The 21,611-nt window shown below is 29.5% G+C and carries 21 protein-coding genes and 1 other RNA gene; 20 read left to right on the top strand and 2 right to left on the bottom strand.

Features of this window, described 5'->3' with window-relative positions:
* Nucleotides 1-78 precede the first annotated feature (78 nt).
* From SCLAR_RS05295 to SCLAR_RS05240, 12 genes are all read left to right on the top strand, one after another.
* Nucleotides 79-690, top strand: a complete 612-nt coding sequence (locus SCLAR_RS05295) for a hypothetical protein (protein WP_100254894.1) — start codon at nt 79-81, stop codon at nt 688-690.
* Between the two features lie 279 nt (nt 691-969).
* The gene (locus SCLAR_RS05290) at nt 970-1,578 is read left to right on the top strand and encodes a hypothetical protein (RefSeq protein WP_100254893.1); all 609 of its coding nucleotides are present in this window, start codon (nt 970-972) and stop codon (nt 1,576-1,578) included.
* Nucleotides 1,579-1,719: 141 nt separating this feature from the next.
* Entirely contained in the window at nt 1,720-2,460 is a 741-nt protein-coding gene (locus SCLAR_RS05285) for an ABC transporter ATP-binding protein (RefSeq protein WP_100254892.1), read from the top strand.
* A 106-nt stretch (nt 2,461-2,566) separates the two neighbouring features.
* Nucleotides 2,567-4,225 (top strand): hypothetical protein, encoded by a 1,659-nt coding sequence (locus SCLAR_RS05280; RefSeq protein ID WP_169921857.1) that lies wholly within the window; start codon nt 2,567-2,569, stop codon nt 4,223-4,225.
* A gap of 26 nt (nt 4,226-4,251) precedes the next feature.
* Nucleotides 4,252-5,136 (top strand): hypothetical protein, encoded by an 885-nt coding sequence (locus SCLAR_RS05275; protein ID WP_100254890.1) that lies wholly within the window; start codon nt 4,252-4,254, stop codon nt 5,134-5,136.
* Complete coding sequence (locus SCLAR_RS05270) at nt 5,088-6,026, top strand: hypothetical protein (protein WP_100254889.1); 939 nt, start codon at nt 5,088-5,090, stop codon at nt 6,024-6,026. The genes SCLAR_RS05275 and SCLAR_RS05270 overlap by 49 nt, the downstream gene beginning before the upstream one ends.
* Nucleotides 6,027-6,154: 128 nt before the next feature.
* A complete protein-coding gene (locus SCLAR_RS05265) occupies nt 6,155-7,210 on the top strand; it encodes an AAA family ATPase (protein WP_100254888.1) in 1,056 nt (351 codons plus the stop codon).
* A 167-nt stretch (nt 7,211-7,377) separates the two neighbouring features.
* Nucleotides 7,378-7,707 (top strand): DivIVA domain-containing protein, encoded by a 330-nt coding sequence (locus SCLAR_RS05260; protein ID WP_157795161.1) that lies wholly within the window; start codon nt 7,378-7,380, stop codon nt 7,705-7,707.
* Between the two features lie 27 nt (nt 7,708-7,734).
* Nucleotides 7,735-8,079, top strand: an RNA gene (gene rnpB / locus SCLAR_RS05255) — RNase P RNA component class B.
* Nucleotides 8,080-8,113: 34 nt separating this feature from the next.
* Nucleotides 8,114-8,578 carry a CinA family protein gene (locus SCLAR_RS05250; protein WP_100254886.1) on the top strand — a complete coding sequence of 155 codons (465 nt, stop codon included), beginning with the start codon at nt 8,114-8,116 and terminating at the stop codon, nt 8,576-8,578.
* Between the two features lie 37 nt (nt 8,579-8,615).
* The gene (recA, locus tag SCLAR_RS05245; protein WP_100254885.1) at nt 8,616-9,653 is read left to right on the top strand and encodes a recombinase RecA; all 1,038 of its coding nucleotides are present in this window, start codon (nt 8,616-8,618) and stop codon (nt 9,651-9,653) included.
* Nucleotides 9,654-9,832: 179 nt separating this feature from the next.
* The gene (locus SCLAR_RS05240; protein WP_100254884.1) at nt 9,833-11,371 is read left to right on the top strand and encodes an Rnase Y domain-containing protein; all 1,539 of its coding nucleotides are present in this window, start codon (nt 9,833-9,835) and stop codon (nt 11,369-11,371) included.
* Between the two features lie 29 nt (nt 11,372-11,400).
* On the opposite strand, the gene SCLAR_RS05235 is transcribed toward SCLAR_RS05240, so the two are convergent.
* Nucleotides 11,401-12,234, bottom strand: coding sequence for a DegV family protein (locus tag SCLAR_RS05235; RefSeq protein ID WP_100254883.1), 834 nt, complete (start codon nt 12,232-12,234; stop codon nt 11,401-11,403).
* 385 nt (nt 12,235-12,619) lie between these two features.
* On the opposite strand from SCLAR_RS05235, the gene SCLAR_RS05230 reads away from it, so the two are divergent.
* From SCLAR_RS05230 to SCLAR_RS05220, 3 genes are all read left to right on the top strand, one after another.
* Complete coding sequence (locus SCLAR_RS05230) at nt 12,620-13,372, top strand: hypothetical protein (protein WP_100254882.1); 753 nt, start codon at nt 12,620-12,622, stop codon at nt 13,370-13,372.
* A 212-nt stretch (nt 13,373-13,584) separates the two neighbouring features.
* Nucleotides 13,585-14,928 carry a signal recognition particle protein gene (ffh, locus tag SCLAR_RS05225; RefSeq protein ID WP_100254881.1) on the top strand — a complete coding sequence of 448 codons (1,344 nt, stop codon included), beginning with the start codon at nt 13,585-13,587 and terminating at the stop codon, nt 14,926-14,928.
* A complete protein-coding gene (locus SCLAR_RS05220) occupies nt 14,928-15,650 on the top strand; it encodes an SDR family oxidoreductase (protein ID WP_100254880.1) in 723 nt (240 codons plus the stop codon). The genes ffh and SCLAR_RS05220 overlap by 1 nt, the downstream gene beginning before the upstream one ends.
* Nucleotides 15,651-15,686: 36 nt before the next feature.
* Here SCLAR_RS05220 and SCLAR_RS05215 read toward each other — a convergent pair whose 3' ends face one another.
* Nucleotides 15,687-16,562, bottom strand: a complete 876-nt coding sequence (locus SCLAR_RS05215; RefSeq protein WP_100254879.1) for a hypothetical protein — start codon at nt 16,560-16,562, stop codon at nt 15,687-15,689.
* Between the two features lie 172 nt (nt 16,563-16,734).
* Between SCLAR_RS05215 and SCLAR_RS05210 the strand changes: the two genes are divergently transcribed.
* From SCLAR_RS05210 to SCLAR_RS05190, 5 genes are all read left to right on the top strand, one after another.
* The gene (locus SCLAR_RS05210) at nt 16,735-17,199 is read left to right on the top strand and encodes a 23S rRNA (pseudouridine(1915)-N(3))-methyltransferase RlmH (RefSeq protein ID WP_100254878.1); all 465 of its coding nucleotides are present in this window, start codon (nt 16,735-16,737) and stop codon (nt 17,197-17,199) included.
* A 90-nt stretch (nt 17,200-17,289) separates the two neighbouring features.
* Entirely contained in the window at nt 17,290-18,246 is a 957-nt protein-coding gene (gene ylqF / locus SCLAR_RS05205; protein WP_100254877.1) for a ribosome biogenesis GTPase YlqF, read from the top strand.
* Complete coding sequence (locus tag SCLAR_RS05200) at nt 18,240-18,860, top strand: ribonuclease HII (protein ID WP_100254876.1); 621 nt, start codon at nt 18,240-18,242, stop codon at nt 18,858-18,860. The genes ylqF and SCLAR_RS05200 overlap by 7 nt, the downstream gene beginning before the upstream one ends.
* Before the next feature lies 1 nt (nt 18,861).
* Nucleotides 18,862-20,541, top strand: a complete 1,680-nt coding sequence (locus SCLAR_RS05195; protein ID WP_100254875.1) for a phospho-sugar mutase — start codon at nt 18,862-18,864, stop codon at nt 20,539-20,541.
* 187 nt (nt 20,542-20,728) lie between these two features.
* Nucleotides 20,729-21,559 (top strand): HAD-IIB family hydrolase, encoded by an 831-nt coding sequence (locus tag SCLAR_RS05190; RefSeq protein WP_100254874.1) that lies wholly within the window; start codon nt 20,729-20,731, stop codon nt 21,557-21,559.
* Nucleotides 21,560-21,611 lie beyond the last annotated feature (52 nt).

Raw genomic sequence — 21,611 nt, 5'->3', positions numbered from 1 at the left:
TCAATTCAAAAAATAACCATTTTTTGAAAGCAAGGTTGAAATAGTGCTAAAATTAAATCAAAGAGAGAAGGCTAAAATATGAAAAAAGCAGTTATTCAAGATGCTGAAGACACACTTGAGTTTGTAGACCAAACTACTACGTTAAAAAACTCAACACCTAGCAATTTTAGTGACCAATTTGTGATTACAAAAAAATTTAATTTAGTAAAAGAAATGAGAGTAGAGTCAAGGGTTGGTTTTGAAGAAATTGATTATTCAAACCACCGAATTTACATGACTCCTGAATTAATAATTGATTTTAAAAAAATAGCAGTTAAATATCCTTATGTTTTTGAAAGAATGACAGTGGCCTTTGATTTAACAGGTTCACTAGTAGATATTTATCACAATAAATTAGATTTGGATCAACCAGTTGTTCTGGTGACTTATAGCGATTTTGAACATCAAGATCCAGGGGAATGATCTACAATAACTATTGGTACAGTTCGTTCACAAGTAAATGAAGATTTTATTGAAGGTAAATATAGTTTAAGATATAAATATTTTGCTTATAACCAAAGATTAGTTTTTAATGTGATGTTAGAGTCCAAAGCATTTAATAATGGTAATAAAAATTTAGTAACTGCAGGTAAAGGTACAAATCGTTTAGTGTTAAAGTGTGTAAATATTTATTGTGGCTCTTATAAGTAAAATTTAGTTTGCAATTAAAAATATTTACTCAAACTTTTTGCTAACTTTTAAAATTATAAACAAATAAGTCTACATGTAAGTATTTTTTAGTTACTTTGAGTTTGCAAACTTAAAGTAAGAGCAATAAAAAAACTTTTAAATTATAAAAATTGTTTTATTTACAATAACTACGTAAAAATAGCGTTAGAATATTTGCGAGTGGAGTTGAATAAGATATAGTTTTATAAAGCATGCTTTTTCAACCTATTTCACAAATTTAGTTTAAAAGGGGGAAGAAAAATGAAAAAATTATTGTTACCGATTGCAATAACTGCATTTGGAATCACACCAATCACTCAACTTTCAACTGAAAGCTGAAAAGAGAAAGACTATGTTAGAATAGTCCTTACCAAGAATTATAATTATGATGAAACCGATAGAGTAGATGCAGGTACTGGTGACTGGGCTTGAAATAAAACATCTCAGGCACATACAATATTTACTAATAATTATACAATTGATTTTCAAAAAGAACAAGAAGAATATCCAAGTATCTTTCAAAATATGGTTGTAGAATTTGACATTTCAGGCTCAATGGTGGATATATATTACAAAAAATTAATACCAAGTGGATCGATTGTATCTATAAGCTATAGTGAATTTGGTTATCGTGATGAAGGTAAGGAAGTTGCAAAAACTATAGGATATGCAAGATCTCAGGTTGATGGAGACTTTGTTGAAGCAACATATAGTGTCAAGTATATGTATACTGCATACAACAAACAGCTAAATTTCCATATTGTTATGGACTCATATGCTGTTAATGGTGGGAATGGAGCTATAAACACTGCAGGTAAAGGTACAAATAGGTTAATGTTTAATTCAGCAAAAATTGCTTTTGATATGTAAAAACAAGTTCTTTGCAGAATTACAAAAATTTTAAATTAAATAGCACTAAAGAGTCAAGTTCTTTAGTTGCTATTTTTTGTTATTATGCAAAAACAGAAAAGTGAACAAGGTTCATTAACCAAAAGGAAAGGATAATAAATTATGATTGAAGTAATAAATCTCTCAAAAACATACAAAAATAGCACATTTGGCATCACAAAAATTAATTTTACCATTAAACCTAGTGATGTGGTTGCTTTTGTTGGAAACAATGGAGCTGGGAAAACCACAACAATTAAAGCTATCTTTAATGAATTAAAGATATCTGAAGGTGAAGTTTTATTTGATGGAGAAAGCATCTTTGAAAATGAAAATTTAAAAAAAGTTGCTTTCTTTCCAGATAGCAATAACATAGGTTTAAGTGTTAAGGCTAAAGATTATATTTTTTATCATGGTTATGTTATGTGCATGAAAAAAAATGATATCCAAGAAAGATTAAATCAGATTGCAAAATCTTTAAATATCGAAAATCTTTTAAATAATAAAATAATAAATCTTTCAGCTGGGCAAAAAAAGCAGATAATTTTAGCAAGTGTTTTGATTCAAAAACCACAATACATCTTTTTTGATGAACCAACAGCAAATCTAGATGTAGAAAGTAAAATTGAGTTTATGAAAACAATTGAAGAGATTCACCAAGCAGGAATTGGAATACTAATTGCAAGTCATGTACTTGAAGAGCTTCAACAAGTTGCAAACAAATTAGTTTTAATAGATCAAGGTAAAATAGTTTTTAGTCAAGAAATTGATAAAAGTAAAGATGATATTTTACAAATTTACTTAAAACATCACACCAAAAAAGAAGGAAACATCAAATTAGAAGATGTTTTAAGACCTAGATAATATGAAATCTAGATGACAACAAGGGTGATACCTATTTAGAATTAATTTAATTGCAAGCATTTTTAACAAAAGTGTTTGAATCTCTGCCTTAGTATTTTGTCTTTTTATGTTATTAATTCAAAAACTTTATCTTAACTCAGGTGCTGAAAACTTATTACAGTTTTCAAAAGGAATGGTAACAACATTTTGCCTTTCAATTTCAGCATTGTCAGTTTTTAATATAATATTGTTTAATGCAATTTTTCAAAATCATAAAAAAAGTGGTTTCATTAAAACCGAACAAAGAAAAGGAATTCCTTTAGCTACATCATATTATCTAAGATTTTTAGTATCACTAACAATCAATTATATTTGCATAACAGTAGTATTAATTTTTGCAAGCTTTTATTGATTAACTCCAAACCTTGGCAAATACACTGTAAATTTAATTTACTTTCCAGTGCTGTCACTGTACTTTTTTGGTTTTGTGATTTGTGTCACAACAACATTTGTGGTTGTGCTCTTTAAAGGTGCTCCAGCAATTCTTATTTTGTTATTGATAACTTTAACCACAGTAGTTAGTCCAATAATTTCTCCACTTTCAGGAGAGATTAATAAAAAGTCAATTTACAATCAAGATAGAGTTGGTGAATTTTACAAGACAAGTGAAAAATTAATTTATTCAGGACAAAGTTACCAAGCTTTTGGAGGCATTCAAGAAGATGATAATCTTCTGACAAAACTAAATCAAAACTTAAATACTTTAAATAAATTCTTAAATGTTAGTGAAACAGTTCCTGAAGTTAATTTTGAAGACCTAAGCTTTTATAATCCCTTGAAAAATCAACAAAATAATCATTCAAAAGCTTATGTTAATAATCTTGATATAGGAATAATCTCTTACTTTGAAAATGAACAAGGTGAATTGCAAAACATTTTTGCAAATACAGAACTTGGAACTAAACTTGATTGATTTATTGAACAGTGTTTGAAAAATCAAGCTGATTTACCTAAAGTAAGTCCTGAAACATCAATTAATATTCAGTATTATGATAGAAGTACATTTTTATCAGGCAGTACTATTGAGTATGACTTTCAAGGGTTTTTAAAAGCAATTAAACCATTATTTAAAAATCAACAACCTGAATTGTTTGATTATTTAAAAAATACTTATCAAAAATATGTGCTTGATTTAGAAACTAATGGCATAGAAACTGAGGATGTAATTTTTCGAGGAAAATTGAGTGGTTCAAGCTGACAAGAAGCAATTGAGAACCCCATTTGAGAAGAAGGATTAAACTTAAAAGTAGATCAAAAAAATAAAGCAGTTTATGATCTTTATTTAAAAGTTCCTGGAGTTGTAATGGTCAACAGTATGTTAATGAGTGGAATGAGAAGTGTATATTACATTGATAATGTTTATACAGGTGAAAATGCAAATTTAAGCGGCTTTTTGAAAGATGCCAAAACTAGTAACATTTTAAACAAAATTAATCTACTAAATCACGGATTAGAGATTTACATAAATAATTTAAATAATAATCAAAAAATTAAGTGAAACAAAATTGTCGCAGGAAGCATATTACCGATAGATGTACCCAAAATATCTGCAACAGATGCTAATTTATTGGTAACTCCTACAAATCAAACAGTTTATTGAACCAAACATAAGCTAAAAATAACACAAAACTATAATCATTATGTTGCAATAACTGTTTATCTAATAATCGCAACTGGTTTTTTATTACTGGGTCAATATATTTTTACAAGAAAAAATAGACAATAAGATTTATTGTAAAGAAAGGAAGATTTATGGTGTTCACATCAAAAAAAATAGTAACTGCTAAAAACTTACTTTTACTTAATTTAAAGTTTACACTTAGGGATTGAAAAGTTATCGTTTTAGGATTAACTTTTGTAGTTTTAATTAGTTTATTAAATATTGCTTATTTTATCAATGATTTGCAACCAGGTAGTAGGATAATATTAAGTTTAATGATAGCTTTTGTTTTTATCTGTCAAATTATAGGGTTATTAGGATTTCAAATTATAGTCATTAACTATTTATTTTATGACCAAAAAAAACTTGGTTATCATAATATTGAACAAAGAAAAGGGGTTAATTCCCAAACAACATTTTACCTTCGTTTAATAATTTTATTAATTGTAAGTTATTTGTTTGTAACAATTGTTCTAGTTTTTACTAGCCTGCTTTCACTTGGAACTACTTCAAGTATTATTCGTTTGAATTATTTAATTTTACCAACACTAAGTTTATATTTTTTTGCCACCTTCTTTGCCACCACTTGTCCACTAATGGCAATTTTGTTTAAAGAAATAATTGGCACATTAGGCATTTGTTTAATTGGAATCTTAGTCATTTTAGGGCCAATAGTTAACAAAACTCAAATTTTAGGGAAAAATAAAAATCAAATTTTAATTGAAAACATCCAGGTTGCTAGCTTTAATAACAAATTGCATTTGGCACAAGCAGGTTTTGAAATTTTTAAGGATTTTACACCTAAAACAGATGTGTTAACAAGCTTAAATCAAAATTTTGCCAAATTTAATGATTTTTTGAATCAAACAAATCAGCAACCAACAAAAATTGATTTTACTAGTGAATTTTTTTTGATAAAGACATTAGTATGGCTGCTTATTCAAAAGGGGTTGGATCATTTAATGTTTTGGGACTAATTTATCAGTTTGGCAAATCATCAACTGATCTACAAACCTTTTATCATTGTTCAGTTCTTGGCGATATTATTGAAAACTTTATTAACAAATGCCTAACCAATGCAGAGGCAATTGAAAACCTGACAAAAGATGCAAAAAGTTTAAAAGTTGCTTACTTTGATTTTGACCACAGAAGACCATCAGAAAAGAATATTGCTACAGAATATGATTTTGATGCATTTATTGATTTGGTGACAAGTTTTTATGAGGGTGAAGAAAAAAATATCTTTAGTACTATAAAAAAAATCTATGATGAATATTTATTAGTAGCTAGAGCTACAGTTGATGATAGCCAGGGTCTCTATCGAGATTTTACTATTAATTGAATTCAGGATTTCGAACCATTTTTAAACGTTCGTTTTAATACAAGTGGCAGTGAATATGCCGATCAATTTAATGAAAAATTAAAAACCTTATATATAAAAGCACCAGGAGTTGCAATTGTAAATAATATCTTAATTAACTTGTTTCGTTGACAATTTTATCTTGGTGAACCCGATGAAGTCACAAGTTATATTAATAATGAAAAAAAATTAGCCACAATGAATAAATTTAATATTTTAAATCATTTTGCCTTACTTTATCAAAATAACCTTAACCAAAATAAATTAACTACTAACGAAGGAATTAATACAGTCCCTAGTTTTGGTCCAACAAAAAATTTGGTTCTTGGTGATATTGATGTAAGCAAATTTACAAATCCTAAGAATACTGAGATCCTTTGAAAAGATTTTGAGTTTAATGAAAATTATAGTTTCAATCATTATTTGGCAGTTTGTGTCTATTTAACTTTATTTGCTTTAAATACACTTGTAATTGCCAGAATCTATCAAGTTAGAGTTAAAGATTAAGATTTGAGTTCTTAAACATTGCAATTACACACTTTATCTTTTTAATTACATTTTTTACATTTCCAATGACATTTTATATCTTTTTAATTACATTATGGTAAGATTGAATTACAAAAGGAGAATAGATTATGCACAATCAAAAAGTATATAGGATAATTGAAGCATATGTTAACAAAGAGGATGATAAAAAAATTTATAAATTTATAGAAGAGTATGCAAGAGAACTCTCAGACAGTGGTGATGCTTTTGAAGCAGCAAATATTTTTAACTTAATTGGTGTTAATAAAAACAAAATTACATACTCCAATTCCAAAAAAACATTTAACCTAAAAATTTTAAATGAATATAAAGAAATTGATAAAAACTTATTAAAAAATTTTGAAAATCAATTTACAGAAAAAGAAGTTCAAAACCTAATTTCTGGTTTAAAAAGAAACATGAGAGAAAGACTAAGACCCATAAAAATTCTAGTTGAAGGTAGACCTGGAACTGGAAAAACAACATTTGTACAATATTTATCATTAAAACTTAAGACAAATACATTTAGTGTTATGGCATCTAGTTTAGTGTCATCTTTTTTGGGGGACACTCAAAAAAATATTGATTACTTATTATCAGATATAAAAGCTACAAATGGTCATTCAATAATCATTATTGATGAATTTGACTCAATTGTAGGTAATCGTGAAAATAGTACCAATGATGAGTACAAAAGAATGATTGGAACATTTAACTTGATGCTTGATGATATTCCAAATGGAGCAATAGTATTTGCAATTACAAATAAGGTGGATCAGTTAGATTCAGCAATTTTAAGAAGATTTAATCTAACAATAAGACTTGATACTGTAAAAATTGAGCATTTTATCAATCTTCTTAGAAAAAAATGTGAACTTAATAATATAGACATTGATGTTAAATTAATTGAGAAAATTTTTAAAAGCTCAAATTTAAGTAAAGATGAAATTGAAGGTAATTTTTTAACTTTGTCACTAGTTGACAGTTTAGTTGATAATAATATCTTTTTCAATAAAAACATATATCAATGTTTATTTGAAAAAATTAATAGTGAAATAAGTGCAATTCAATTATATGATAATGGATTTAATTATTCTGAAATCGGTAAGATAATTGATAAAGATCAAAGAACTGTTAAAAAAATAATTGAAATGGAGAAACAATAAAGTATGGATTTGTATAAAGTTAATAATTTTGAAAATAGGGGTTCTAAAAGAATTGCAGCTTCAATTACTTTAAACTTTTAATATAACAAACAAAACCAAAATCATTTGGTTTTTTTAAACATTTTTGTCTAAAAAAACTATAAAATAATATCATGGAGGTAGGGCAAATGGCTGGATATATTAGATATACTTCAAAACATATTTTAGAAGAAGACTTTGAGATTGAATATAAAGGGTATAAATGTGAAGAGGTTGACAATTTCTTAGATGGAATTGCAGAAGATTATAAACTTTTTGAAGATAAGTTAAAAGTTTTACAAAAAGAAAATGAACGTTTAAATGCAGAATTAAAAGCCACAAATGAAAAATTATCAGTGGTTGAAAGTGCAATTACTGAAAAAGATGAAAAAGTTAGGGAACTTTCTTCATCAAGTGGACCTTATGTAAAACTTCATGAAAGACTTTCTGAAGTAGAAAAAAAGACATTTAAAAAGTAAATATTAGTATACAATAAATATGGGATAATTTTGAATCAATCGCTGTATCTGAAAAATGATATAGAGGAAACTCCATGCATACACATCCTGTGATGGATGTAGTGTTTGTGCTAGAGGAAAAGATAACTCTAGGCATTAGCAATAGTGACGACAGAGTGGTAACCTAAGTGCTTGCATAAGGTGAAACTCATAAAGTGCCACAGGGACGATTAGCTTGAAAAAGTGAAATGGAACGGGTAAACTCCACAAGTATGAAACTCAAATTTTGGTAGAGGAACTAGAAAGTTAGGAATCAAGAACTGATTTTTTGGATTGCATTTGCAATAGATAGATGATTGATGTGCTTCGGTAAACAGAACATGGGTTATGATAAATTATCTCACTATTTTTTTTAAGGACTTGACAGATGAAAAAGTTATTTGATTTTTTAAAAACAAACAATTACACTTTAGCAACCTGTGAATCATTTACTGGTGGTTTTTTTGCCAGTGAATTTACAAACATTCCAGGAAGTAGTAGTGTTTTTGTTGGTGGCTTTGTGTGCTACACTAACGCCTTTAAAATCAAGCAAGTTGGAGTACCTGAACAAGTAATTAAAAATTTTAGTGAGGTTAGCAAAGAAGCTCTGGGGGCAATGTTAGAACAGACTCAAAGTAAATTACAAGCTGATGTTTGCTTTGCTTTTACAGGATTTGCTCCTCCAATTGATAAAAGCAATAAAGCTAGTGGGTTAAGTTATTTAGGGTTTAAGATTGGTCAACAGCAATACATTTATGAGTTTTACTGTACCAAAAATATTGCAAGACTAAAATACAAAAAACTTGCCCTCAAATTTATTTTAAAAAAATTTGAAAATATTGTGCGAAAATAGGATTTGTCATACGATTATATAATTGGAGGCAAATAATATGTTAAAAGAAAAAAAATCAGAAACTAACACAGGGATGGTGATTAATTTGGCAGAAAATATTTATGAAGACCCAGAGTTTTTAAATGTCATTAAAGAAATTGAAAAAACCTTTGGTAAAGGTTCAATTATGCGTCTTGGTGATAAAGCCAATGCTTTAATTGAAGCAATCCCATCAGGAAGTTTTTTAATTGATAGAGCCATCGGAATTGGTGGTTACCCTAAAGGTAGAATTATTGAAATTTTTGGACCTGAATCAAGTGGTAAAACTACTTTATCATTACATGCAGTTGCAGAAACTCAAAAGTTTGGGGGCAGAGCTGCATTTATTGATGCAGAACATGCACTAGATCCCAAATATGCAAAAAATCTTGGAGTTGATATTGAAAACTTGGTGGTGGCCCAACCTGATTCAGGTGAGCAAGCACTAGATATTTTAGAAATGCTAGTTAAATCAAAAACTATTTCACTAGTTGTTGTGGATTCAGTGGCAGCATTAGTACCACAAACTGAATTGGATGGTGAAATGGGTGACCAAAATATTGGTTTACAGGCCCGATTAATGTCAAAAGCATTAAGAAAATTAAATGGGATAATTTCAAAAACCAACACAACTGTAATTTTTATTAACCAATTACGTGAAAAAGTAGGAGTAGTTTTTGGAAACCCAGAAATCACCCCTGGGGGTAGAGCCTTGCGCTTTTACTCATCAGTGCGTTTAGAAGTTAGAAAAGGTGAAACCATAACTAGTAATGGTGAAGCCAGTGCTAATAAAATTAAAATTAAGGTTGTTAAAAACAAAGTATCACCACCATTTAAAACTTGTCAAATTACCATTGCCTACAATAAAGGTATTGATAAAGAACAAGAAATCATTGAGTTAGCATCACTGTATAATATCTTAACCAAAGCAGGAGTCTGATATTCATATTTAGATGAAAAAATTGGTCAAGGTAAAGAAGCTGTTAAAGAGTGATTTTTAACAAACCCTGAAAAATACAATGAAATCCAAACAAAACTAATTGAAATTATGAAATAAAGACAAAATCCTTAAATAATTTAAGGATTTTTTTTGTTTAGTATTTTGAATCTAGTAAAAGGAAATTCCATTTTTTTGCTTTAAAATGGTTAACATTTTCCTAGTGTCTTATTCTAGAAAGGTGGTATAATAAGTATGTTGTAAGCAACACCATAGCCACTTAGAAAGTGGGAACATTTATGAAAGAATTCTCAGAAAACAATAGCCATTATAGTTTGGTAGTTGCAATTGCAGTATTAACTGTCGTTTCAATTATGCTATTGTTGACAAGTTTATATCTATTTTTCAGTGGTAGAAGAAAATTAGTAATTAAAAAAGCTAAAAATGATGCTAAAAAAATACTAATGCAAGCTACAGCTGATGCTAAAACTGAAATCGCAGTACTAAAAAGTACTGTTGACAATGAAATAAAACTGAAGAAACAAGAACTGGAAACAGAAGTTAAAGTTCTTGAAGATAAAAGAAAAAAATACTTAATAGACCTAGAGGAATTAAGTATTAAAGAGGAAAAAAACCTAAATGCAAAATTAGAAAACAACAAATTAAAAAATAAACTAAATCGTGAAATTGACCAAGCTGTAGAAGTTCTTGAGAAAATCTCAGAAATGAGCAGTGAGGAAGCCAAAGAAAAACTAATTATGTTTGTAGAAAACACCTATATGGATCAATTAAGTAAAGAATTAAATGAACATGAGGAGAAACTAAGGTTAAAATCAGATGATTTAGCAAAGCAAATATTAATTGATGCTATGGAAAGATGTCATGTTGAGGTTGCAAATGATAAAAATACAACCATATTTAAATTTGATGATGATTCTTTAAAAGGAAAAATCATTGGAAGGGAAGGTAGAAATATAAAAGCCTTTCAACAGTATGGTGGAGTAGACATTATCATTGATGAAGTACCTAACCGTGCATTAATTTCTTCTTTTAATCCAATTAGAAGAGAAATTGCTTATAATACATTAAGTTCTTTATTGCAATCTGGAAGATTGCAACCAGCTCTAATTGAAGAATCACTTTTGATTGAACAAACCAAAATGGAAGAAAGATTCTACAAAATTGGTGCTGATGTTGTTAGTGAACTTGAAATTTTTGATTTCCCTGATGAAATTATTTCAAACCTTGGGAAATTGCAATTTAGACACAGTTATGGTCAAAATGTTTTACAACATTCAATTGAAGTTGCCAAACTTTCAAGATCAATAGCTCAAATTTTAAAGTTAGATGAAAAAACTGCTTTGGTTTGTGGTTTACTCCATGACATTGGTAAGGCATCAGACTTTGAAAATTCTGGAAGTCATGTTACTTTAGGTAAAAAAATTGCTCTGGCTTGTGGTTTGGACGCAATTGTGGTCAATGCAATTGAAGCTCACCATGGTGATACACAAAAAAACAGTGTCTATGCAGCAATTGTAGCGATTGCAGATGCAATTAGCGCTTCAAGAAGAGGTGCTAGAAACCAAAATGCAGAAGAATTCCTATCAAGAATGAAGGAAATTGAAGAAGTTTGTCTTGGTTTTGATGGAGTTATGAGTGCTTATGCACTACAATCAGGCCGTCAAATTCGAGTAATTTTAGACCCAGAAGTTGTTAATGATTACGAAATGAAGAAACTTATTTTTGAAATCAAACAAAAAATTCAAGCAATCAACAAAACCCCAGGGGAAATTGTTATCACCTTAATTCGTGAAAAGCGTGAATATGAAAGAATCTAAAAACCTCCACTCAAATCAAGTGGAGGTTTTTAATTTTCAAAATGAGGTATAAGGGCAAAAGTTTCTCTTCCAGTATGACAAACTATAACATTGGGCATATCATAGATTAACCCAATTTTAAATCCAGCATCCTTAACTAGTTGTAAAACTTCATCCAAAACTTCTTGCGGACTTCTTGAATAAGCCACATCAATTACATAATCACCTGTATATTGCTCTTTTATTTTTGTAATTGCTAAATTAATGGCCTTTTTAAAGGTTCTAGTTTTATCTTCTTTGTCAATAATTCCATTATACTTTAACACTGGTGTTATTTTTAAAATTTTTGCTAACCCAGCAGCAGCACGACTGATTCTACCTCCACGAACTAATTGAGTAAGTGATTTTGGAATAATGTAGCCAACTTTATTTGCATATAAAGTTTCAATAGTTTGCATAACTTCTTGAGGTGTTTTGCCTTCATTTAATAACTTGATTGCTAAATCAAGTTGTCTTTTTCCAACAACTGCCACTCCATTAGTATCAACAACAAAAACCCTATCCATATATTGCTCTTCATTTGCAAGCATTTTGTATGTGGCATATTGACCACTTAGTCCTTTTGAAAGTAAAAGACAAATTACATTATCATATTCTTTTAAAATATCATCTCAAAGTGCATACATGTCACCAACAACTGTTTGAGATGTTTTTAATAAATCTTTATCATTTAAACTATAAAATTCATCACTTGTTAAAAGTAGATCATCTTTAAAGGCATCACCTTCAGAATTGATGATCATTAATGGTGCTAAAAATACATTAGGGTAACCTGATAAGTCTTTAATCCCAGTTGATGAATCAATAATTATTGCTGTTTTCATAAATTCTTCCCTCCATATTGATTAGTATATAGGTTTTTTGGCAGTTAGTGATTAAATTCTTTAATTTAAAACAACTTTTAAAATTTAAAAAAATTTTTATAATTTCAGTTTGTCATTGACAGTTAATTATAAAACTGTCATTAAATAAACCTTTTTCACACTAAAATGAGGGTTTAAACAAACATTTAATGTTTTTTTGTAAATTTTATTAAATTTTTAAAAATGCAGTGCACATAAGATATAATAAATATATTGTTGAAAGAATTGATTCAATTTCAGAGCTTAGCAGATATTATTGGTTCTACAGTTTTGACAAAATACGTAACCGTTTTTTGCTTGAACCTTTTTAAAGTGGAATAATCAATTCAATAGTCAGGAGAAAAAAATGAAAAGAAAAGTTTGAATTGACATCACTTTCTGTTCAGTTATGATTTTTTTTATTGCAACCGCTTACATGCTATCTTATATCTCAACAACAATGGGTATAATGGGTGAAAAAGTTGTGGTAAGTATCGAAGCTAGAATTTTTGAAGATGTCACTTTTTTATCAGTTTGATGTACAACCTTTGCTTTAATTTATTTTATTGTCAAGTTGTTCTTAACAATAACAAGAAAAACCCCAATATATTTTAAATATATTGAAATATCTGTTTGTACTTTTGCAGTTGTGACAATGATTGTGACAACTGCAGGATTTATTTTAAAAATAACTCCACCATTTCCATCAGGAATATCAAAGTACAGAATGACTGTAAATCACTATATCATCCCACTTGGTTTATTGCTTTACTTATGTGTTTTTCAAATCAACTATCTATACAGTTTAAAAGAAATTTTATTATCAAGTATACCAAACATGTTGATTGTGACAGGTTATATTCTTTGAATAAGTTATGTTTTTTCAGATAGAATTATCAGAAATGAACATATTCCCTTCCCATATAAAGGTATGGATGTTCGTTCAATTGGCCTTGTAGTGTATATTTCTTTAAATATTTTAAGTATCTTTATTTTTGGATTTACTACAAGTCTTGCATTAGGACTTAATAATTTAATAATTTGAAAATTTCACAACCAAAAGTATGGATATCTATACTTCAAACAAAATATTTTCTTGAATTATGAAAACTATGACTAAAAATTTGGTCTTGATCTAAAATTTAGTTAAAAACTAACCCAACCAGTAAATTATGTTGACACTAGTGTTGCACATAGTTCTGGTTGTTTTTAATAAAATTAAACTTTAAAATAGGGGTCAATAATTGAAAATTTAGATTAATAATAACTAATTCTCAAATTTGAAAAATTTAAAATATGTTATAATGGAAATGATGATTGGAGTTGACAACTATGGGATTTGGAGATTTTTTAGCCAATAGAATGAAGAAATCTATTGAAAAAAACCTAAAGAAAAGTACCCTAACTGAGGATAATATTAATGAGGTCTTACGTGAAATAAGACTTGCTTTACTTGAAGCTGACGTCAATGTTGATGTTGTAAAAAAATTCATTAAAAAAATAGAAGAAAAAGCACTTGGAGAGTTCATTGAACAAGGGGTAAGAGCAGACCAACAAATGGTTAAAATCGTGCACCAAGAGCTGGTTGAAATACTTGGAAAAGTTAATCAACCTCTTGAAATCAATAAAAAACCATCAATTATTATGATGGTTGGATTACAAGGAGCTGGTAAAACTACTACAGTTGGGAAACTTGCCCACTTGTTAACAAATAAGTATAAGAAAAAACCATTAATGGTTGGGTTAGATATTTATCGTCCAGGAGCCATTGACCAATTAGTAGAACTTGGTGAAAAAAATGGTTTGTCTAGCTTTGAAAAAGGAAAACAAGATCCTGTTAAAACTTCAAAACAAGCAGTTGATTTTGCAGACCAAAATGGTTATGATGTAGTAATTTTAGATACTGCTGGTCGTTTACAAATTGATAAAGATTTAATGAAAGAGTTAAATAACATCAGAAAAGCTGTATCACCTCAAGAAATTATTTTAACTGTTGATGGAATGACAGGGCAAGATATTATCAATGTTACTCAAGAATTTGATAAATTATTAAAACTTTCTGGAGTAATTGTTACAAAGTTAGATGGAGATGCTCGTGGGGGGGCCACTCTATCAATTACAGATATTACAAAACTTCCAATTAAATTCATTGGTGAAGGTGAAGGAATTGGTGCCTTGGCAGAATTCCACCCAAAACGTATGGCAGACAGAATTTTGGGAATGGGAGATGTTGATACTTTATTTGAAAAAGCAGCCAGTGTTGTTGACCAAAGAACTATGGAAAAAACCATGAAAAGAATGTTTGCTGGTCAATTTGATTTAGAAGACTTACGTAACCAGTTAGGGCAAGTTGCAAAAATGGGTAATCTTGGTGGTCTTATGAAAATGATGCCAGGATTAGGTAATAAAGTAAGTGATGCCCAAATTGAACAAGCTCAACAAAGGTTATTTGTAGCAAATGTCTTAATGGACTCAATGACTTTAAAAGAGCGAAGAGATCCCAGGGTTTTAAAAGCAATTAAGCGAAAAGAAAGAATTATCAAAGGTTCAGGCAGAACAGAAAAAGAGTATAATGATTTATTAAACCAATTCGATAAAGGTAAAAAACAAGTTGCAGAAATGACTAAACAACTAAAACAAGGAAGAATGCCAAATCTTGGAGGACTGAAACTATAATGAAAAATAAATTAGTAGTCATTACTGGGGCTAGCTCAGGAATTGGAAAAGAATTAGCTATCACATTTTCGCAACATGGTTATGCATTATTGTTATTAGCTCGTCGAGTAAACTTATTAGAAGAATTAAATTTACCAAATTCAATGTGCCGTGCTCTTGATGTCAGAGATTATGCAAGTTTTCAAAAATTTGTTTCTGAAGCTGAGGCAAAATATGGACCAACTCAATGTTTAATAAATAATGCTGGAATTATGCCACTTGATAAAATTTATAATTTAGACTTAGATGTACAAAATGACATGGTGGACATTAATATCAAAGGTGTTTTAAATGGTATGAAAACTGTTATGAACCAAATGAAAGCAGCTCAAACTGGAACAATAATCAACATTAGTAGTGTTGCTGGGCGCTGAACTGGGGAAAATCGAGCAGTTTATAATGGAACTAAGTTTGCAGTTCATGCAATTAGTGAGCAAACTCGTCGAGAACTTGCACCATTTAATGTCAGAGTCTTAACTGTGGCACCAGGTTTAGTGGATACAGACTTAATTTCAACAACCACAAACTCTGAAGTTATTAAAAATTATGGTGTTTGAAAAGAAAACTTGGCAGGGGGTTTATCAGCAAAAGAAGTGGCAGAAGTAATTTATTATGCTTTCACATTACCTCAAAATGTTGCTTTAAAAGAAATTGTAATTGCTGCTACTAAACAACCAATTTAAAAAACCGCTAATACTAGCGGTTTTTTAGCCTGAATTTTAATTTTCTTTGCTTTCAATTAATAAGATTTTCTTCTCTGCTTCAGCAATAGTTGCTTTGGCTTTGGCAATTTCACGCTTGCGGTTTTCTTCATCTTGAATTTTCTTTCAAACTCCTGCAAGTTTAGAATCTGAAAGCATTAACAAGATAATCATTCCAATGCTGAAAGTTTCTGCAATTGATCCTTTAACATAAGCTTTTTCTTTTTCTGACATTTTATCAGGGTTAAGTGCTTTTAATTTTTCAATCTCTGCAAAGAAATTGTCCCCAAATTTCTTATCAAATTTTTGATAAACAATGGGTTCTCCTTCTTTTAAGAAAACATATAATTGGTTAAATAATGCCAACCTCACACCAACTTCTTCTTCTGGTGTTTTTCTAAAATGAGTATAGAGTGCATCAAATTTATCTTCATGGTGAATTTCTGAAATTTCTTCAGCCAATGAACGACTTTTTTCACTAACTAATTTTAATACTCGTTTTTGTTGTGGAGTGGTAATTTCTTCAAACTTATACCCTAAGGCATGAATATACTTGTCAATTCTAATTGGTAAAATATAGATATCATAGGCAATGTACTCTGAGTATCTTAGTTTACGATCAACAATTTGTTTAAGTACATTATAAACTATTTCTAAAACTGTTAAATTGATGGTTTTTTCATCAACTTTAAATTCCAAGCCATTTAATCTTAAGATTTGGTAATATTCATAACCATATAATTCCATTGAGATCATATTAAAGTAGGTTTGAATAGATGAGTTGTTCATAATGGCATAGTATGAAAACTGAATATCAGGTACTAAAGCATCAAGAACATTTTTAACTTGTAACTTATAATCTAAAATTGATTTGAACTGAATTTTATTTGACATTGTTATTTCCTCCAAAAACTAAATATATTTTATCACAATTTAACACACTTTTGTAGATAAATCCGCACTTGACATTTACAGGTGTCAATGGCGTGAACTAAATTAAGAAAAACTGGTGAAAGGGTTTAAGTTATTGATAAATTCTTTTAAACTTAAATCAGAGGTAAAAATTATGAAAATAAAAATAATTTGTTTTAATAAACTGCAACAAGAATTTATTGCTGTTTGCAACCATTATGTTGCAAAAATTAAAAAATTTCAAACCCTTGAGGTGCTTGAAATTCCTGAATTTGTGAGTAGAGATTTAAAATCAAATCAGGTGCGCAATGAAGAACTATTGGCAAAAAAACTTGAAGAATTTAAGGATTTTGAAGTATTTTTACTTGAAATTCAGGGTAAACAGTGGGCAAGTCTGGAATTTGCCCAAGCATTACAAGCCAATCAAGATTATAAAGGGGGTAAAATTTTGTTTTTAATTGGTCCAAGTGATGGTTTTAGTGAACAATTTGTAAAAAAATACCCCAATCAAATCAGTTTTGGCTTGGTCACTTTTCCTTATAATTTGGTTCGCTTAATCTTATTAGAACAAATTTATCGAGCAATTAAAATTAATCGTCAAGAACCTTATCATAAATAAAGGCAAAAAAGATTTGCAAATCTTGTAATAAGTCTAGGAATTTGGTTAAAATATCTATAAAATTAATTAAGATGTTTTAGAGGTGAATTTATGGCAGATAAGTCAACATTCAATTGGTTCCCCGGCCATATGAATAAAAGCATAAAAGCAATTGAGGAAATGATTTCAATTGTTGATTTGGTGATTGAAATTGTTGATGCTCGAGCACCATTTTCAACTCAAAATCCCATCTTCAAAAAGCTTTTAACAAAAAGTCCAAAATTAGTTTTGTTGTCAAAAGGGGATCTAGCAGATTCAGCAGTGACTAGTATTTGAATTGATTATTTTAAAAAGCAAGGCGATAATCCATATTTAATAAAAAACAAACAACATGATATTTACAATGACATTTTAAAACTAATTAATCAAATGACAAAGCCAAAACAAGAAAAACAAAAGCAAAAAGGGATTGAAAAACCACAGTTAAACATTTTAGTGGTGGGGATCCCCAATGTGGGGAAGTCAACTGTAATTGGTAAATTGTGTAAAGGTAAGCAACTTAAAATTGCCAATCGTCCAGGGGTTACTGTTGGGTTACATCGTATCAAGATGACGGATCAAATCACCTTGATTGATTCTCCAGGAATTTTGCCAACAAAATTTGAGAATGAAACCACTGCTTGTAATTGTGCAGCAGTGAATTCCATTCGTTTAGATGTGGTTCCAAAGGAGCGCTTTGCTACAAAGTTAATGCGCTATCTTTACAACAGTTATCCAAATTTAATTGAAAATAAGTACAAAATTAGCCATAAAATACTCAGACCAATTGACTATGATGATACTTTTAAAATCTTTGAAGAAATTGCCAAGGTTCGTAAGTTTACTGTTTTTGATGAAGTTTTAGACTTTGACAAAGCAATTAACTTATTTATCACAGATTTAATGGCCCACAATTTTGGTCCAGTTTCTTTTGAAAAGCCAATTGAAATTGACAAAACCAGTTCTTTTTCAATTGATAAGAAAGATATTGACAAAATTATTGAAAGTGATTTAACAGTAGAATGGTAGATACTAGCAGATATGATTTTGATCAAAACCTCAAAAAGCAATATCAAGTAAAAGTCATTTCAGGAAGTGATGAAGTTGGTCGAGGAGCTATGGCAGGACCAATTGTGGTAGCAACAGTTATTTTAAAACCCGATTACTGTAACCCCCAGATTAAAGATTCAAAGTTATTGACTGCAGCCAAAAGAGAGCAATTGTATACTGAAATAATTGCAAACACAGTTGCTTATTCAATTAAAGAGTACAGTGCTCTAATTGTTGACAAATTAAACCCCAAAGCTACAAGTGTTTTGGGAATGTGTGAATCAATTCAAGACTTACAAGAAAAACCCCAGCTTTGTTTAACTGATGGAGAAAAAGTAAATCTCCAAGGTTATCAGACCTTGCAGGTAATTAAAGGTGACTTTAAAAGTCAAAGCATTGCAGCAGCTAGTATCTTGGCAAAAGTTTATCGAGATAAAATTATGATAAATTATGATGTAAAATATAAGGGGTATAAGTTTTCCCAACACAAGGGTTATTGTACAAAAGAACATATTAAATTAGTTGAAAGCTTGGGTATTTTAGATGTACACCGATTGAGTTACAAACCAATAGCCAAGTTACAGGAGAAATAAGATGAAGTTTGATAAATTAAATGAAAAATATTTAGAATGAGTTAATGCCAAAACATTGGATAGTGAATTAAGTACATTGTTAGCTTCTGCAAGTGATGAGGAACTAACTGCAGCATTTGGTTTACAATTAGAATTTGGAACTGCAGGAATTAGAGGTATTTTAGGACCAGGACCAGGAAGGTTTAATGTCTATACTATTAAAAAAGTCACAATTAGTTATGCTAAATTGTTGATTTCAAAATACCCAGATAGTTTAAATAGAGGAGTTGTGATTGGACATGACAATCGTCACAACTCAACTAAGTTTGCTCAACTAGCAGCAGAAATTTTAACAAGTTTTGGTATCAAAGCCTATTTATTTAAAGGCAATAAAATGAAACCAACACCAGTGGTTTCATTTGCAACAAAAGATTTAAATGCCATTGGGGGAATTGTAATTACTGCCAGTCATAACCCTGCAAATTATAATGGTTATAAAATTTATGATGAATTTGGTTGTCAATTAACCGATGAAGACACCAGTGTCATTGCTGAAACTATTGCTGCAACTGAAGATATCTTAAACTGAGAGTATAAGATTGATGAAACTTTACTAGCAACAGTTGGTAAAAAAACACTTGATAACTATAAAACTATGATTGCTAATTTACAGTTTTATCCAGATCAATCTCGAGATGGTTTTAAAATGATTTATTCAGCAGTTAATGGTACAGGAACAGAGTTCACACCACCATTATTAAGAAAATTTGGTTATGAAGTTATTGAAGTTGAAGAACATGCTTTTGAGGATGCAACCTTTAAAAATGTTGTTAATCCTAATCCAGAGTTTGATCCAGCTTGAAAAATACCATTTGAGTATGGTAAAAAACATCCAGATGCTGCAATTATGATTTTACAAGATCCAGATGCAGACCGAATTGGTTGTGCAATAAACCACAAAGGAAAATGAATTCGCCTTGACGGTAACCAAACAGGACCAATTTTAATTGAGTGAAAACTAAGTCAAATGAAAAAAACAGATTCAATTCCTGAAAATCCAGCACTTTATTCAAGTTTTGTAACTAGTGATTTAGGAGATCGAATTGCTAGTGAAACTTATGGAGTTAAAGTAATTAAAACTTTAACTGGATTTAAGTGAATGGGTTCAGAAATTTTAAAAGAACCCCAAAGAGGTTTAAACTTTGTTTTTGCATATGAAGAAAGTTATGGTTATGTTATTGATGCTTCCACAAAAGACAAAGATGGAATCCAAGCAACCACAATGTTAGTGGAAGCTGCTTGATATTATGCTCAACAAGGTAAGACTTTAATTGATGTGTTGAATGAAATTTTTGCAAAATATGGTTATTACTATACTTATACAGAAAACTTAAACTTCAAACCTGAAGAGATTAAGTCAAAAGTAGAACCAATTATGGAAAAATTAAGAGATGATAGTTTTTCAAGATTTGGTGACTTAGAATTGAAATATGCAGAAGATTACATTGATGGGCTTTACAACATGCCAGGACAAAATTTAATGAAATTTTATTTTACAGATGGTAGTTGATTTGCTGTCCGTCCAAGTGGAACTGAACCAAAGATAAAAATTTACTTTGTAACTGTTGGTAAAGATGAAAAAACTGCCAAAGCTAAGTGTGATACTTTGTTTGCAGAACTAAAAGAATTCTTAGGATTATAAAAAGATGTCGACAAACTAACCCCCAATAATTATTGGGGTTTTTTAATCTAGATATTCTTCAACAATACCTTTAAATCAAGGTAAAATATAAATAGTTAAAAATAATTTAAAGCAGTAATGTAAGTGAATTTAAAGAACTACCAGCACTTTAAATAATGTAAGAGTGCAAGGTTAAAAGGAGAAGTTTATGGGAAAAATTGTTTATCTAGATTTGGATGGAACTATTTTAAATAGTCGTAAAGAAATAGGGCCAGTAACCAAACAAGCAATTATTGAGATTCAAAAGCAAGGTATTAAAGTTGCTTTTGCTACAGGAAGAAACTTTGAAGAAATTAAAACCTTTGCCAAAATATTAGAACTAGATAAAAATTTAAACTATGCAATTTGTAGCAATGGAGCTTACATAACAACCACTGATGTTTTCAATCCTTTTAATTTAAATTTAATTACAGTCTTTGCTGCAAAAAAAGTTTATGAGCTTTTAACAGCAAAGCAAATACCAATTTACATCAGTAGTTACTTGAATCAAGGTTTTTATTTTACAAACCATCATACTTTAAATATTGAGTTTGATGCAACCAAAACAGTTGGAGTTAAAATTAAACCAATTGACCAGGATTTTGACTGGGAAACCGTTGCCATGATTACTTTTGAATGTTTAAGAAGTGAAGTTGATTATTTTCAAAGTTACTTTCAACAAAATGATTTTAAAATTGAAGCAATTTACTCTGCTGCAATTTATCGAGACAAACCACTGTTTATGTTAACAGCTGCAAATGTTTCTAAGGCATCTGCAATTGCAGCATTAAATCAAAAGTTGGCAATTAAGGATAATGATGTTTATATTTTTGGAGATGGAGTAAATGACTTAACTATGATCCAAAAATATTACAATCAAGCTTATGTACCAAATAGTGCTCCTAAATGTGTTCAAGCAGAAGCCAAGAACATTATTGGTTCAGCAGAAGCAGATTGTGTTGGTGAAATTTTAATTGAAATATTTAATTTAAGCAAGTAAAACTACAACAAAACCTCTCTAAGAGAGGTTTTTTAATTTCTATTTAAAATTA

It is taken from the genome of Spiroplasma clarkii (assembly GCF_002795265.1).
In the GTDB taxonomy this organism is placed as follows: Bacteria; Bacillota_I; Bacilli_A; order Mycoplasmatales; family Mycoplasmataceae; genus Spiroplasma_A; species Spiroplasma_A clarkii.
The sequence above is the reverse complement of the archived record's forward strand: the minus strand, read 5'-3'. Positions and strand labels throughout refer to the sequence as shown.